14 protein-coding genes are annotated in these 14,033 nt (G+C 62.9%); all 14 read left to right on the forward strand.

Annotated features, from left to right (window positions below; all coding sequences use genetic code 11):
* The first annotated feature begins 15 nt into the window (after positions 1-15).
* The 14 genes from ACQY46_RS10520 to ACQY46_RS10585 all read left to right on the forward strand — a co-directional run bounded on the left by ACQY46_RS10520 (position 16) and on the right by ACQY46_RS10585 (position 13,770).
* Positions 16-363 carry a hypothetical protein gene (locus ACQY46_RS10520; RefSeq protein ID WP_428700184.1) on the forward strand — a complete coding sequence of 116 codons (348 nt, stop codon included), beginning with the start codon at positions 16-18 and terminating at the stop codon, positions 361-363.
* Positions 360-1,007 carry a DUF3164 family protein gene (locus ACQY46_RS10525; protein WP_428700185.1) on the forward strand — a complete coding sequence of 216 codons (648 nt, stop codon included), beginning with the start codon at positions 360-362 and terminating at the stop codon, positions 1,005-1,007. The genes ACQY46_RS10520 and ACQY46_RS10525 overlap by 4 nt, the downstream gene beginning before the upstream one ends.
* Positions 1,007-1,663 carry a regulatory protein GemA gene (locus ACQY46_RS10530; protein WP_428700186.1) on the forward strand — a complete coding sequence of 219 codons (657 nt, stop codon included), beginning with the start codon at positions 1,007-1,009 and terminating at the stop codon, positions 1,661-1,663. Before ACQY46_RS10525 ends, ACQY46_RS10530 begins: the two co-directional genes overlap by 1 nt.
* A gap of 4 nt (positions 1,664-1,667) precedes the next feature.
* A complete protein-coding gene (locus ACQY46_RS10535) occupies positions 1,668-2,057 on the forward strand; it encodes a helix-turn-helix domain-containing protein (protein ID WP_428700187.1) in 390 nt (129 codons plus the stop codon).
* Between the two features lie 97 nt (positions 2,058-2,154).
* The gene (locus ACQY46_RS10540) at positions 2,155-3,102 is read left to right on the forward strand and encodes a glycoside hydrolase family protein (protein WP_428700188.1); all 948 of its coding nucleotides are present in this window, start codon (positions 2,155-2,157) and stop codon (positions 3,100-3,102) included.
* Positions 3,099-3,299 carry a hypothetical protein gene (locus tag ACQY46_RS10545; RefSeq protein ID WP_428700189.1) on the forward strand — a complete coding sequence of 67 codons (201 nt, stop codon included), beginning with the start codon at positions 3,099-3,101 and terminating at the stop codon, positions 3,297-3,299. The genes ACQY46_RS10540 and ACQY46_RS10545 overlap by 4 nt, the downstream gene beginning before the upstream one ends.
* Positions 3,296-3,688 (forward strand): hypothetical protein, encoded by a 393-nt coding sequence (locus ACQY46_RS10550; RefSeq protein WP_428700190.1) that lies wholly within the window; start codon positions 3,296-3,298, stop codon positions 3,686-3,688. The genes ACQY46_RS10545 and ACQY46_RS10550 overlap by 4 nt, the downstream gene beginning before the upstream one ends.
* 6 nt (positions 3,689-3,694) lie before the next feature.
* On the forward strand, positions 3,695-4,033 hold the full coding sequence (locus tag ACQY46_RS10555; protein WP_428700191.1) for a DUF2730 family protein: 339 nt from the start codon (positions 3,695-3,697) through the stop codon (positions 4,031-4,033).
* A complete protein-coding gene (locus ACQY46_RS10560) occupies positions 4,030-4,326 on the forward strand; it encodes a hypothetical protein (RefSeq protein WP_428700192.1) in 297 nt (98 codons plus the stop codon). Before ACQY46_RS10555 ends, ACQY46_RS10560 begins: the two co-directional genes overlap by 4 nt.
* A 1-nt stretch (position 4,327) precedes the next feature.
* Positions 4,328-4,915 (forward strand): DUF3486 family protein, encoded by a 588-nt coding sequence (locus ACQY46_RS10565; RefSeq protein WP_428700193.1) that lies wholly within the window; start codon positions 4,328-4,330, stop codon positions 4,913-4,915.
* Positions 4,912-6,597: a hypothetical protein gene (locus tag ACQY46_RS10570; protein WP_428700194.1), complete on the forward strand. Its 1,686-nt coding sequence runs from the start codon at positions 4,912-4,914 to the stop codon at positions 6,595-6,597. Before ACQY46_RS10565 ends, ACQY46_RS10570 begins: the two co-directional genes overlap by 4 nt.
* Complete coding sequence (locus tag ACQY46_RS10575) at positions 6,594-8,189, forward strand: DUF935 domain-containing protein (RefSeq protein ID WP_428700195.1); 1,596 nt, start codon at positions 6,594-6,596, stop codon at positions 8,187-8,189. The genes ACQY46_RS10570 and ACQY46_RS10575 overlap by 4 nt, the downstream gene beginning before the upstream one ends.
* Entirely contained in the window at positions 8,179-9,444 is a 1,266-nt protein-coding gene (locus ACQY46_RS10580) for a phage minor head protein (RefSeq protein ID WP_428700196.1), read from the forward strand. The genes ACQY46_RS10575 and ACQY46_RS10580 overlap by 11 nt, the downstream gene beginning before the upstream one ends.
* A gap of 237 nt (positions 9,445-9,681) precedes the next feature.
* Complete coding sequence (locus ACQY46_RS10585) at positions 9,682-13,770, forward strand: NACHT domain-containing protein (protein ID WP_428700197.1); 4,089 nt, start codon at positions 9,682-9,684, stop codon at positions 13,768-13,770.
* The last annotated feature ends 263 nt before the right edge of the window (positions 13,771-14,033 follow it).

The raw sequence follows: 14,033 nt of genomic DNA on the forward strand, positions 1-14,033 counted from the left end.
TTGTCGAAGACATCCTTGCCGTCGTCTTCGACGATCGCGGAGCGGTTCCTCAACAAAGAGACGAGCCGGGCGGAATTTGTCAGTTCGATCGCGCGGTTGATCATCGCGGTCAATGCCGAGCTGCGCCACCGAGAGGAGCTCAAGTGGGAGGCCGAGGCGCGGGCGATCCGTGCCCGCTGCGCCCGCGATCCCATGCCCTCGCAGCGACGTGCACCGCCGGCCTCAACGATCATGCGCCCATGGCGGGTCAATCCTCTGCTCGACCTGATGGTCGACCGCCAATCCGACCGCACAGCATCCCTCATGGGCGACCCGGCACCGGGCCGCTCGGCGCTCGACCAACGCAATGGAGGCACGCAATGACCGATATCAAGGCAACCAACGACGGCGTCCTGGACGTCAACGGCAAGCCGTACATGACCGATGCGAAAGGCTCGCTCGTTCCGCTTGAGGTGATCAAACCGATGGACAAGCTGCAGGACGAACTGGTGCGCAAGGTGATGGGGTATGCCCGCGATTTGAGCGCCCAGATCGGCCGCTTTCGCGGTCACACATTCGAGGACATCGGGTCTCTCGAAGCGCTGCTCGCCCAGGAGTACGACGCCACGATCGGCGGCCGGAAAGGCAACAAGACGCTGCTCAGCTTCGACGGCCGGATGAAGGTCGAGGTGAAGGTCTCGGATTTCATCGACTTCGGCCCGGAGCTCCAGATCGCCAAGACGCTGATTGACGAGTGCCTCAACGAGTGGTCGGCGGAAAGCCGGCCGGAGATCCGCGCCATCGTGACCCGCGCCTTCAACACGGACAAGGCCGGCTGCATCAACAAATCGGAAATCTTCATGCTGCTCCGGCTCGATATCGAGGACGAGCGATGGCGTCGCGCCATGGATGCGATCCGCGAGGCAATGCGTGTTGTCGGGTCCAAGACCTACCTGCGCTTCTACGAGCGCGCCTCGGCCGACGGGCCTTGGCTGCCGGTCACCATCGATCTGGCGAGGGCGTCGTGATGAGCGGCTCACATGCAATCATTCACGTCGGCCTGAAGCAACTCGGCATCGGCGGCGACGATGCCCGCGACCTGTACGAACGGGTCACCGGCGCGCGGTCACTGCGCGCCATGTCGCCGCCCCAGCATCAGGCGGTGGTGGGCGAACTCGAGCGCCTCGGCTTCAAACGCGGTTTGAAGACCGGTCCCGCCAAGCGCGCCACCGGCCCCTTCGCTGGCAAGCTTCAGGCCCTTTGGATCGCCGCATACAATCTCGGGGTCGTTCGGAACGGCACCGACGAGGCGATGATGGCCTTTGTCACCCGCCAGACGGGCCTTTCCCATGCGCGGTTCCTGCGGGTGGCTGAAGATGCCGAGAAGGCAATCGAAGCCATCAAGGGATGGGTCCGCCGCGCCACGGGCAACGATGGACTGTACCGCCGGGATCGGAACCAGCCGCCGCTGCTCAACGATTTCCGTTTTCAGATCCTGCTGACGCAATGGGCGCGCCTGACCAGTCTGGGCGCGGCACCGGCCACCACGCTTGACGCCTGGCTCGGGCGGACGGTTCCCGGCAAAGGGTATGGCGATCTGACGAAAGACGACTGGATCGACCTCATGAACGTGCTTGGTCGATGCCTGCGCGCAGCGATCAACAAGCCCAAGGCCGAGGCCTGATCCCGTGGCCGACGATCTCTCATATCTTCCCGGCATACTGGCCGAGATTGCGGAGGTCGCCGGCCTGGACGCTGCCCTGAAGCTTGCCGCCGAAAAGGGTGGCCAGACGGTTTACATTCCAAGCCATGCGGATGACGGGCACTGGCTGACCGATACGGTCGGCCGGGAAGCCGCTGCCGCCATATGCGAGCTCTACCGCGTCAGGAACACGGGCGGCCGGTTCCTGATACCGATCGCCCGCGAGGCGAGCGCGCGCCGCGCTCTTGTGAAGGCACTTGAAAACGGCGCGTCCGCGCGCCAAGCTGCCGCCGCAAGCGGGCTTCACGAGCGAACGGCCTTCCGCACCCGTGCCCGTCTCAAGTCGAAAGACCCGCGCCAGGGCGACTTGTTCTGACGGCCGGTTCCTCATCCGCCTGACACTGTCAGTCTCACCACACAACCCGCGATCCGCCAACGTGTCGGCAACTCTCCACAGAGGCCGGGACGATCATATGCAGATCATCACCAACTTGAGCCCGCACGGGGCGCGCGATGTCGTCGCGCATGAAGGCTTTGTCAGCCGTGCCTATCGCGATCCGGTCGGCGTGCTGACGATCGGCACCGGCTACACCAACCGCTCGAAGGTCTTCCGGAACTACTGGATCTCGACACGCGGTCGGCCACTGAAACCCGGCGACACGATCACGCGCGAGGAATGCCTGAAGATCCTTCCGAAGATCGTCAACGAGGAATACGGCGCGGCCGTCGTGCGGCACATCCGGCCGACCCGCCAGCACCATTATGACGGCGCGGCCAGCGTCTGTTTCAACCTCGGCCCCGGTGCGGCGAAGTGGAAGTGGGCGAAGGCGCTTGCCGCTGGCGATGCTGCGAAGTCAGCAGCGCTGCTGCGCAAGACCGGCACCACGGCCGGCGGTCGTCGCCTGCCGGGCCTCGTCAAGCGCCGGCAGGCCGAAGCGCTGCTGATCCAGCGCGGCGTCTACGCAACGTCCGGCGCGATCCGCGTCGAGCCGCGCGACACGGTCGCCAAGGCCTCGACCGCTTCCGAGGAACTGCGCCACTATCAGGGCATCCTCGCCAAACTCGGCCACTATGACGGTGCACTGGACGGCCTTGCCGGGCCGAAGACGACCAAGGCCGTGCGCGCGTTCCAGAAGGACCACCCGCATCTCAAGACGGACGGTGTGCTTGCCCCTGCGACGGCGGCAGCGCTGGAGCGCGCGGTGTCGGCCGGCGAGGCCGGTACGACGACGGGTGTCGGGCTCCTCGTCTCCGGCGCCGGTGCCGCCGCCGCCCAGGGCGGTGCGCCCGAATGGGTCCTTTGGGCGGCCGGCGGCGCGCTCTCCCTGGCGGTCGTTGCCGGCGCGGTGTTCGCCTGGCGCTATCGCGACGAGATCCGTCATCGCCTGTCCGGCCTGTTCTCGCGGAGGGCGTCGGCATGAGGGGATGGCGCACGCTGATCGTCAACGCGCTGATTGCGCTACTTCCCATCGTGGCGGAGGTGCTGCGCTGGCTCGAAGGCTTCGACTGGACCTGGTACCTGGAACCGCGTGACGCGCTCTGGGCGATGCTGATCGTCGGCCTCCTCAACATCTTCCTGCGCCGGATCACGCGCACACCGATCGGGGGTGGCGAATGAGCTGGCTCCTGTCCGTTGTCCTGCGCTTTGCATCCTCCGGCCTGGTCGAGCGCACGCTCTCCTATCTCGAGCGGCGCCACGCCGAGGAGACGGGCCGCGAGAAGCTGCGAACACAGGTCGAGATCGAAGCCATTCGCGCGGCCGTTGCCGAAACGAAGGAGCTTGCCGCCTTCAACACGGCGAAGCTCGAACACGCCGCATTCTGGTGCTTCGCCGGCCTCTTCGTCCTGCCCTTGGGCGCATGGTGGGCGGCCGTCATCGCCGACAGCATCTTTCGCTTTGGTTGGGGCGTTGCGACGGTCCCCATTCTGGAAGCCTGGGGCGGCCAGATGATCCAATGGCTCTTCTATGTCGGTGGCGGTGTCGCTGCCCTGCGAACGCTCCGGTAGGTGCCCATGTGGTTTGACTGGAGGACCCTGGACGCATTCCTTGGCGTCGTCGCACTGCTCATCGCGTTCTCTTCGGCCTTCTACACCTGGCTGACGAGCGGGAGCCGGAAGAACACCGAGGCCATCGCCGAGCTCAAGGCGGACATGGAGCATCAGGAAACCCGGCTCGACCGGGTGGAAACCAAGCTCGATGCGTTACCCGACCGGGACGATCTGCACCGCCTGGACAAGCAAATAGAGGGCATGGGCGTTCGCTTTGGAGCCGTTGAAGACACTTTGAGAGCGGTTCAGCGAGCAACCGAACGCATCAGCGATTACCTTCTCAAATCCGGGGGCAAGGCATGAGCTACGCCGAATATGTCGCGGCCAACTGCCGCCTGATCATCTTGCGGGCACTTGCCGAGGAGACGGATCAGCAGCTCAACGAAACGATCCTTCTCGCGATCCTCGAAACCTTCGGCCATCGCAAGAGCCGCGACTATGTGCGGACGCAGCTGCGCCGCCTTGAGGATCTCGACGCCGTCCGCCTGACCGAGGCGGGTTCGATCCTCGTCGCGACGCTGCGCCGCGCCGGGCTCGACCACGTCCAGCGCCGGGCCCTGCTCGAAGGCGTGGGCGCTCCATCGCCGGAGGCCTGACATGGCTCGCCCCAAAGGACGCGGCCGTCTGTCGGCGATCGACATCCTGCCGGAGGAATGCGACGCCGCCGTCACCTGGGCAGCGCAGGAGCTGACCGGCCGCGACCGCACCCAGACCGAGATCTATGCCGAGTTCCGCGAGAAGCTGATCGCTGTCCAGGGCGAGACGGGCGCGAGTTTCGACGTGCCGTCGTTCTCTTCGTTCAATCGCTACAGCGTCAAGCTCGCGGCGATGGCCCGGCGGATCGAAGAGACGCGCAACATCGCCACCGCCTTGAGTGACCGTCTGGATGCCGGGGCGTCCGATGACCTGACCGTCATCGCGGCGGAAGCCATCAAGACGCTGATCTTCGAAATCCTGCAGTCGGCCGGCGAAGGCGGGCTGTCGACCAAGGGCGCGCAGGAACTCGCCAACGCGCTGCGCGCTGCCGCTGCCGCGCAATCTGTTTCCACCTCCCGTCGCCAGAAGGTCGAGGCCGAGATTGCGGAGAAGTTCGAAGAGGTCGTCGACACGGTCGGCAAGGAAGCCGGTCTGTCGGGCGAGCGTGTCGCTCAGCTTCGCCGGGACTTCCTGGGCGTGCGGACATGACCACGCCAGATCCGTCACACGACATCTTCGCCGGACCGCCGCTCCTTTCGCGCAAGACCGACGAACTGCCCGGCGAGTTGCCTCGCGGCGCGCAGGTGCCGGATGATCTCGATCCACTTGCGGACGGGATCCTGATGCAGCACCAGGTCGACTGGATCGCGGATAGATCCGATTTGAAGCTTGCCGAAAAGGGCCGCCGCACCGGCATCACATTCGGCGAGGCACTCGACGACACGCTGACCGCCGCCTCCAAACGCTCGGCGGGCGGCGACAATGTCTTCTACATCGGCGACACCAAGGACAAGGGCCGCGAGTTCATCGGCTACGTCTCAAAGTTCGCGAAAGCGATCGGCGAAGATCTGGCGGCGATCGAGGAATTCCTGTTCGAGGATCAAAAGGCGGACGGCTCGACGCGGATGATCTCCGCTTTCCGCATCCGCTTCGCAAGCGGCTACCGGATCGAGGCCTTGTCGTCGCGCCCGGAAAACATCCGCGGCCTTCAGGGCATCGTCGTGATCGACGAGGCGGCGTTCCATCAGGACGTGCGCGGCGTGCTCGACGCGGTCAACGCGCTGCTGATCTGGGGCGGCAAGATCCGGGTGATCTCAACCCATAACGGCGTCTTGAACCCGTTCAACGAGTTGATCCGCGAAGCGCGCGCCGGCAAGGTCCCGTTCTCGGTCCACCACATCCCTTTCGCCACCGCCGTTGCAAACGGCCTCTACAAGCGCGTCTGCCTGATCAAGGGGATCGAGTGGACGAGCGAGGGCGAAGCGGAGTGGGAAGCGAAGATCCGGGGCGCTTATGGCGCGCGCCAGGCGGCGATGCGCCAGGAGCTCGACGCCATCCCGGCTGAAGCCGAAGGCTCTGCACTGACACGCGTGCAGATCGAAGCCTGCATGGAGCCCGGCATTCCCATCGTTCGATGGGCCTGCACCGATGATTTCAAGAACGCGCCGGAACACATCCGCAAGGCCGACACGCTCGACTTCTGCGAACGCGAGCTGAAACCTCACCTGGAGAAGCTCGACCCGCTCCTGTCCCATGTCTTCGGGGAGGACTTCGCGCGCAAGGGCGACCTGACCGTGATCAACGTCATGGCGATCACGCGGTCGCTCGTGCGTCGGTCGGGACTGATCGTCGAGCTGCGCAACGTGCCGTTCGACCAACAGCGCGACATCCTGTTTTATGTCGTCGACCGTTTGCCGCGCATGTCGGGTGGTGCGCTCGATGCCACCGGTAACGGTGCCTATCTCGCCGAAGTCGCGGCGCAGAAATACGGTCCGTCGATTGTCGAGGTCAGCCTGTCACGCGCCTGGTATCTCGCGGAGATGCCCGCCTATATCGAGGCGTTCTCGGATCGCACGGTCGTGTTGCCGAGAGACGATGACATCCTGCGCGATCATCAGGCGCTTCAATACGTCGACGGCATCATCAAGGTGCCCGACGATCACAGCGTCAACGGCGCGGACGGCATGAAACGCCACGGCGACAGCGCGATCGCCTCCGCGCTCGCCTGGCATGTGAGCCGCCTCGACCTGCCCGAATACGACTACACGGCCGCACGGCACTCACCGCTCGCGCAATTCGGTCACAACGGCGGACCTCCGCTCGATCTCGATGACGACGACTTCGCCCGCATCGGCGGGATCAATCCCGGACATTCAGGAGGCTTGTGGTGAGCACCTATCAGCTTGTCGATCCGCACGGGCGGCCCGTCTCCTCCACGTCGCTCCTGAAGGAAGAAGCCGCACCGACCCTGACCGGGGTGCGTTCGATCTGGGGCGAGCCGGTCGCCTCGGGCCTCACGCCGGCCAGGCTTGCGCGCATCCTTCGTGATGCCGTCGAGGGCGAGCCGGGCGAATATCTGGCGCTTGCCGAGGAGATGGAGGAACGGGATCTCCACTATGCGTCGGTGCTGGGCACCCGCAAGCGCGCTGTTCTGGCGATCGAGCCCGTGGTCAACCAGCCGAAGAACGGCACGGTGGACGACAAGATCCTCGACGCCGTGCGCGACCTGGTCGAGGCTCCGATCTTCGAGGACATGCTGATTGACGTGCTCGACGGGCTCGGCAAGGGCTTTTCCGTTGTCGAGATCCTCTGGGACTATCAGGCGACCTGGTACCCGCGCGAGTATGTCTGGCGCGATCCGCGCCATTTCCAGTTCGACCGCAGGACCGGCCGCGAGTTGCGCCTGCGCGAGGATGGTTCGACCGAGGGCCGCGAGCTTTCCCGCTATTCCTTCATCCGGCATATCCCGAAGCTGAAATCGGGCCTGCCGATCCGGGGCGGTTTGGCCCGGCTTGCCGCCTGGGCGTTCCTGTTGAAGTCCTACACGCTCAAGGACTGGGCCGCCTTTCTGGACGTCTTCGGCATGCCGCTGCGTGTCGGGCGCTACAACCGCAGCGCCACGCCCGACGAGAAGCGTGTCCTGCTGCGCGCGGTGCGCGACCTTGCCGCCGACGCGGCGGCGATCATCCCGTCCGGCATGGAGATCGAGTTCATCGAAGCCAAGGGCGGTTCGGGCAATGCCGTCTTCGGCGCCATGGCCGAATACCTGGACGCGCAGATCTCCAAGGCGGTTCTTGGTCAGACCATGACCACGGACGACGGCTCGTCGCTCGCCCAGGCGCAGGTGCACGAGAACGTTCGCTACGACATCCTCCGGGCGGACGGCCGGCAGGTGTCGACAACGCTCAACCGGGATCTGATCCATCCCTTCATCGCCTTCAACTTCGGCCCGCAGGAGCGGTATCCCACTGTCGACCTACCCGTCGCCGAGGCCGAGGACATCAAGACGCTGTCCGAAGCGCTCAACACACTTGTCCCGCTCGGGCTCAAGGTTGCCGGTTCCGAGGTGCGCGAAAAGATCGGGCTGAGCGAGCCGGAAGACGGTGCCGATATCCTGCGCGCACCGACCGCCGCAAAGCCGGTCGTGTCCGACCCTGGTCAAGCCGAGGCCGAGCCGGACGATCCGACAGCCGAGCCGGCAACGGCCCGAGCCTGCCCGAGCTGCGGCGGCTATCATGCGACCGCGCGGGCCGGCGAGGAGACAGACGAGCTTGATGCGCTCCTTGAGGAAGCCCTGGAGGAATGGGGCACTGATCTCGCCCCGGTGCTCGATCAGCTTCAGGCAGAGTTCTCGGCCGCAACATCCTATGAGGATCTGCGTGCCCGCCTCGACCGGCTGTCCGGCGCCCTCGATGTCGGCCCGCTGGCACGCCGGCTTGCCGATCTTGCCATGATCGCGCGCGGGCTGGGCGATGCCGGCTGACCTGCCCGTTGAGTTCCTGACCGCCTCGCCGGAGGTCACCCGTTATTTCCGGGAAAAGGGATCGCGGCCGACCTTTGACTGGCGCGATATTGCACCGGTCGAACACGCCTATGCCTTCACGGTGGCGAAGTCGGCCGGCTTCGACGTGCTCGACGATCTGCGCAAGGCCGTTGATGACGCGATCGTCAACCGTGTGCCCTTCGAAGCTTTCCGCGAACGGCTGACGCCTGTGCTTCAGGGCAAGGGATGGTGGGGCAAGCGCTTTGCCAGGGACCCGGCCGACGGCGAGACAAAACTCGTGCAGCTCGGCAGTCCGCGTCGGCTGCGCACGATCTATTGGGCGAACATCCGCACGGCGCATGCGGCCGGCGAATGGGAGCGGACCCAGCGCACCAAGCGGTTCTTGCCGTATCTCGTTTACACGCTTTCGCTTGCCGAGCGCCGCCGGCCGGAACACCGCGGCTGGGTCGGGATCATCCTGCCCGTTGATGATCCGTTCTGGAACACCCACTATCCGCCCAACGGCTGGGGCTGCAAATGCGGCGTGCGCCAGATTGCCCGGCGCGAGGCTGAACGCCTTGGCTACGACCCAAAAGCCGGCGGCCCGCAGATCGTCATGCGGCCCTGGCGAAACAAGCGCACCGGACAGACGGTCAACGTGCCGGTCGGCATCGATCCGGGCTGGGACCACAATCCCGGGAAGACGCGAGGTCGGAACGTCGCCGAACTGCTGTCCGGCCGCTTGGGCGATCTCTCGACGATGGCCAGGCGCGCGGCTATCGCCGACTTTACGGCGTCGCCCGCCTTCAAGGTCTTCGTCCAGGACGCGATCGACGTCGGCCTAAGGCGCGCCGCGCGGGCGCCGTCGCTCAAGGCGGAAGGGGTATCAGGACAGGCATTGGCCGGTCGACTTCAGGCCGAGGCGCCTTTCGCACTGACGCGGTTTCCGGTGGCGATCGCGCCGGGTCGCTTTGGCGACGACTATCTGCCCGTGATGATCGACGCGGCGACGATCGGCCACGCCGCCGATCATCGGCGGGTGGTCGATGTCTCCGCCTGGCCGGACTTCGGCGAGATCCTGAAACGCGCGCGGCTGCGCCACGACCTTGCCGGCACCACGCGTGCCTTCGATCCGAAGACAGGCCTGTTCATGGTGCTAGATCCGCTCGGCCGGCACTGGCGCCTGCGCACGCTCTACCGTCCGCGCGGCCGGGAACGTTACTTCGAGAAGCAGCCCGGAACGGATGTGGAGTGAAGGGCACACGGGCAGAAGGTCGCAAACCCTTCGCCAGCACGAGGTGGCCGAGCGCGCCCGAAGGCTTGATTTGCCCGTGTGCAAAACCGAGTATACTCGCCAGCGGAACAGGTTGCAAAACCTTCCGAGTAGTCAACAAAATCCTAGGGCCTGCGTTGTGAGGAGCGTGAAACGCTCGTAAGCCCGGACCAGCTTTTTACTTGATGACGGAGACTCGGCCGAAGGCGTCACTAAAGTATGTGGCTGCGACTTCACACTATTTTCCTGAAGATGGTTTGCTCCTATCCTGCTGCGATGGAAAGTGCCCCCCTAGACAGGCGAGTCGCCACCCAGGCTCAAGCTGAGACCGTGGTTCAACCCCTGAGCCAGTTGCGGCACGAGCCATATGTTGTGTTGCTGGGCGAGCCGGGCGCCGGAAAATCAACCGCGCTGGAATACGAAGCGGGCACCGAGGGTGGCGAGATTGTGACCTGCCGGGAAGTAATGACCGGCTCACCGTTCGGCGTATCTGGAACGGCCTATCTTGATGCGCTCGATGAGTATCGTTCGGGCGGCAGTGGCAAAGACAAGCTTCTGCTCCTCGCCAACGCGATTTCGGACAATAACATTCTCAGGTGGCGACTCACCTGCCGCGCTGAGGACTGGCGCGCGACCGCCGACATTAACGCGATGCGACGTGCGGCAAACAACGAGCCCATCATTGTGGCACATCTCCTACCGCTGAATGACGAAGAGGCACAATTGGTCTTGGCGTCTCTGGGAGAACTCGATCCAGAGCGGTTTGTCGGTGACGCGCGGAACCGAGGTGCCGATGCATTTCTGGAAAATCCGCTCAGTCTGAGACTGCTTCACTCGGTTATCGTTTCGAACGGCGTATGGCCGACCTCCCGCTTTGATTTGTTCGAGAAGGCGACAAGGGCGCTTGCCCACGAATACGACCCGGAGCGCGAAACAGATTCACGACCGGGGGCGGAAGAAATCCTCGCCGCGGCTAGCGCCATGAGCTTCTACCTTCTCGCCTCTAAGGCGAAAGCACTCTGGCGCTCAAATGCGTTGCCCCCTGATGCAACAGACGGCGAGTATGTGGCTACCCATTCCTTGGGACTCGAGGCGCGCATTCTCGAAGCAGCCCTGGATACCGCGCTGTTCAGGGGTGAAGGACACGCGTTTGCACCGTTTCACCGAACGGTCGCCGAGTTTCTGGCGGGGCGTTTTCTGGCAAGAAGGGTCGTGGGTGCTAGGGAAACACCCGCCTTTCCGTTGCGGCGAGCGATTGCCCTCATCACCGGGAGCGATCAGAAGGCCCCGAGCGAGCTCAGGGGGCTATACGCGTGGTTTGCCGCCCATCTGCAATCGTCAGGAGATCCCGGTGGGGCAAGACGGCTCATTCAGCATGATGCGGCAACGGTGCTGGCTTATGGCGACGCCGCAGCGTTCGATACGGCTGGCCAACGAGAAATCCTCTATCACCTCGATCGTGATGACCCGTTCTTCCTGTCTTCGCAGGATGACGCGACTGTCGTGGGCGGGCTTGCTGGCGATGATCTCGCTGACGATTTCAAAGCCATTCTCGATGCCGAGGTCCGAAGTCACTTGCAGGTCACCGTCCTTCAGGCGCTTGCGGACGGCCCGCCTGTTGAAAGCATGTCGGAAAAGCTACGGGAGATCGTGCTTGATGCTACGCGACCTCTGTGGATGCGGGAAAGAGCGGCTGGAGTTCTCGTCTCAAAAGCAAGCGACAGCATTGGAATGCAACGGCGCCTCTTAGACGATCTGGCCGGCATGACGGCGGACCGGGGCCAATTGGCGATCCGTGCGCGCATCCTGTCGAGCGGATCAACGCAGGATGTTCGTTTTTCCGATCTCCACGCGCTGCTTGAGGATTTCGACAGCTTGCCTGTGAAAACCCGTGATGAGGAGGACAACGACGACGCTGGTTCGTTGGTCTCCCTGAGCATAGCGATTGCGCGATCTCCGCGGCCGGATTTCTTCGACAAGGGTATTGGAAGAAGCGATGCTGAGCGTCGACACAAATCGGAAGTCCGGTCGCTCCTCGATCGCGCGTTCGTCGCCACACTTGAAGCCAACTCGGACATTCCCGCCGTCCGACTTCTATCGTGGCTCGGCAATCTCCGAGAACATCGATGGGACATGCTCGACAGCGATGTTGCTGAGGCCATTGGAAGGTGGATTGACCACGATTCGGATCGTCGGGAATTGGAGTTGTTCCTCGCCGTCGAAGACCAAAGCTCCCCCGACGAAGGCCCGTGGGTGGTGTGCAACGAATATATCTCGACCGCAAGAAGGCTACCCTCCGACGCATTGATCCGAGGGTTGTTGGATATCGCTCAAGCGACGAATGAACGCAAAGCTAGAAAACGAATGTTTCAGATTGCCGCGTATGCGGCCCGCAGTGAAACACACTGGCCGAAATGGCAAGAGCCGATCGTGTCGCTACTGGAGCAAGAAGGCGGTTTCAAGGGCTTCGTCAAATCTCTCTGCTTCGATCCCAATGCGCGATGGAAAAAACAGCAGGCGAAGCGAAAGGCCAGCCAGGAAAAGAAAACAGCAAACTCGCGGAAAAGGAACATCGCCGAGCTAATGCCGGCTATCGATATCCTTTCCAGCGGCTCACCTGATCAATATGGCGTTTTGAGTTGGGCTGCCGAGCGCTACCGGAGCGGCATGATCGACAAGATTCAGCAGCCGCTGGAAAATGTGATCAAGTATACAAATGAGGAGATCGCCGCCGCAATCGCCGAAGGCTTCGTCCAGTTTGCGATTCGCACTGACATTGTGGTCAGCATCGAAGATCTCGGCAAAGCCGAAGCAACCAACGGATCCTACCGACAAGAGTATGTCGTGGCCGCGGGGCTACACCAAGCGCTATTGCATGGCCGGGAAAAAGATATCGACGCTTCGTCGCTGACCATCGCTTTAGTTGGGCTTCGGCAAGCCTATTTTAGCCGCAACGATGATCCCTCTATCGCTGCCTGGGCAGTTGGCCGGTTGGCCCGCGATCCCCGGCAAGGCGCGGACACGATACTGCGATATTGGAATGCTGCTCTCGATGCGGGCGATGGCGACCTCGACGCAATCCATCACCTTACGAGTGCAGACAAACCGGAGCTAACTTCCCTGTGTATGATCGATCTGCTTGGCGACAGACCGGCACTGCCTGATCTAGCCCTGAAGCAGGCGATAGGCGCATGCGCGGCAACTTTAAACCGCAGCGAACTGGTTGAGCTCGTCCGACGTACCGTTGATCGCGATGATCTCGGTCAGAAACAACGAGAGATTTGGTCTTTCGCTAGCCTAGCGCTGATGCCCCAGGAATTTGCCAACCGGTTATCGGAAGACGAACAGGAAGCAGCTTTGTTGGCACCAAACGGCGATCTTGCGAAGGCATTCAACGAACTGTGTCCGGACATCGATCTGTTGAACTGCATCAGGATTGGCGTTCTAGGGAAAAAGAATGCTGCCCGTGACGATGACTGGCGGCACTCTGGTGAGGTGAGTAACATTATCAGAGCGGCGATCCAGAGGCTCGGCGCCTCCAACGCGCCTGATGCGGGTGAGCGCCTGAAAGAGCTAGTGCCAAGAGTCGATACGACTTGGGCACCGCACATCGCTCATGCGATCGCTGAACATGCCCGCAAGCTGCGGGACCAGCAATTCGCATCTCCGTCGGTAAACCAATTGATGAGTTCGCTTGCAGACGGTCCCCCGGCAAACCCATCGGACCTCGCGGCTATCGTTCTCGAAGAAGTCGAGAGGTACAAGAGCACGCTGAGAACTGGTAGCGAGACGCCATGGAAGCGGTTCTGGAATACCGACGCTTACGGGGCAGCGACCGACCCCCAAATCGAGAACGAAGACAGGGACCGCCTTCTGGAACTGCTTCGACCGCGGTTCGAAAGATATGGGATCGCAGCGAGCGCGCCTGAGGCACGTCGCGGCGAAAACACAAGAACCGATATTTTAATGTTGAGCCACGCGGGCAAGAACCTGCCTATCGAGGCAAAGCGCCACTACAACGACGCACTTTGGACCGCAGCATCGACCCAACTTGCAGGTTATGCTGCTGATCCAGACGCCTGCGGTTTCGGGATCTATCTCGTCTTCTGGTTCGGCACTGAGTTCAAAACTCCGAAGAGAGACGGTGGCACCGACAGTCCGAAGAGTGCCGAGGCGCTCGAGGTGATGCTCATTGATGATCTTCCGCTTCAAATGAGGGATAGGCTCACGGTCGTTGTTCTGGATGTATCCCGACCACATGAGATGATTGAGGCAGTCGAGAAACGACATCAGAAGCTCAGCAAATGAAGCGATCACAACTGTGAGTGTGGAATGCAACACTATCGGTTCGCTGGCGGCACCTGAAGTTGACGTCCATTCGTGAGCGGGCCGAACAACCACCATTGTCAATCCGTCACCTATAGCTGCCAATTCGGTTCCAGCCCAATGATGCCTCGCTGTTTCCCCAAACGCGCGTCCTACCCCCTTTGAAACCCCTTTAACGGCGAAGCTGCGCGCGATGCGCGGTCGCATGTTGCAGCTGGCGGCGATGTCGGCTTGGGGGAGCAGGT

Origin of the sequence: Stappia sp. (assembly GCF_965276915.1) — a bacterium.
Taxonomy (GTDB): domain Bacteria; phylum Pseudomonadota; class Alphaproteobacteria; order Rhizobiales; family Stappiaceae; genus Stappia.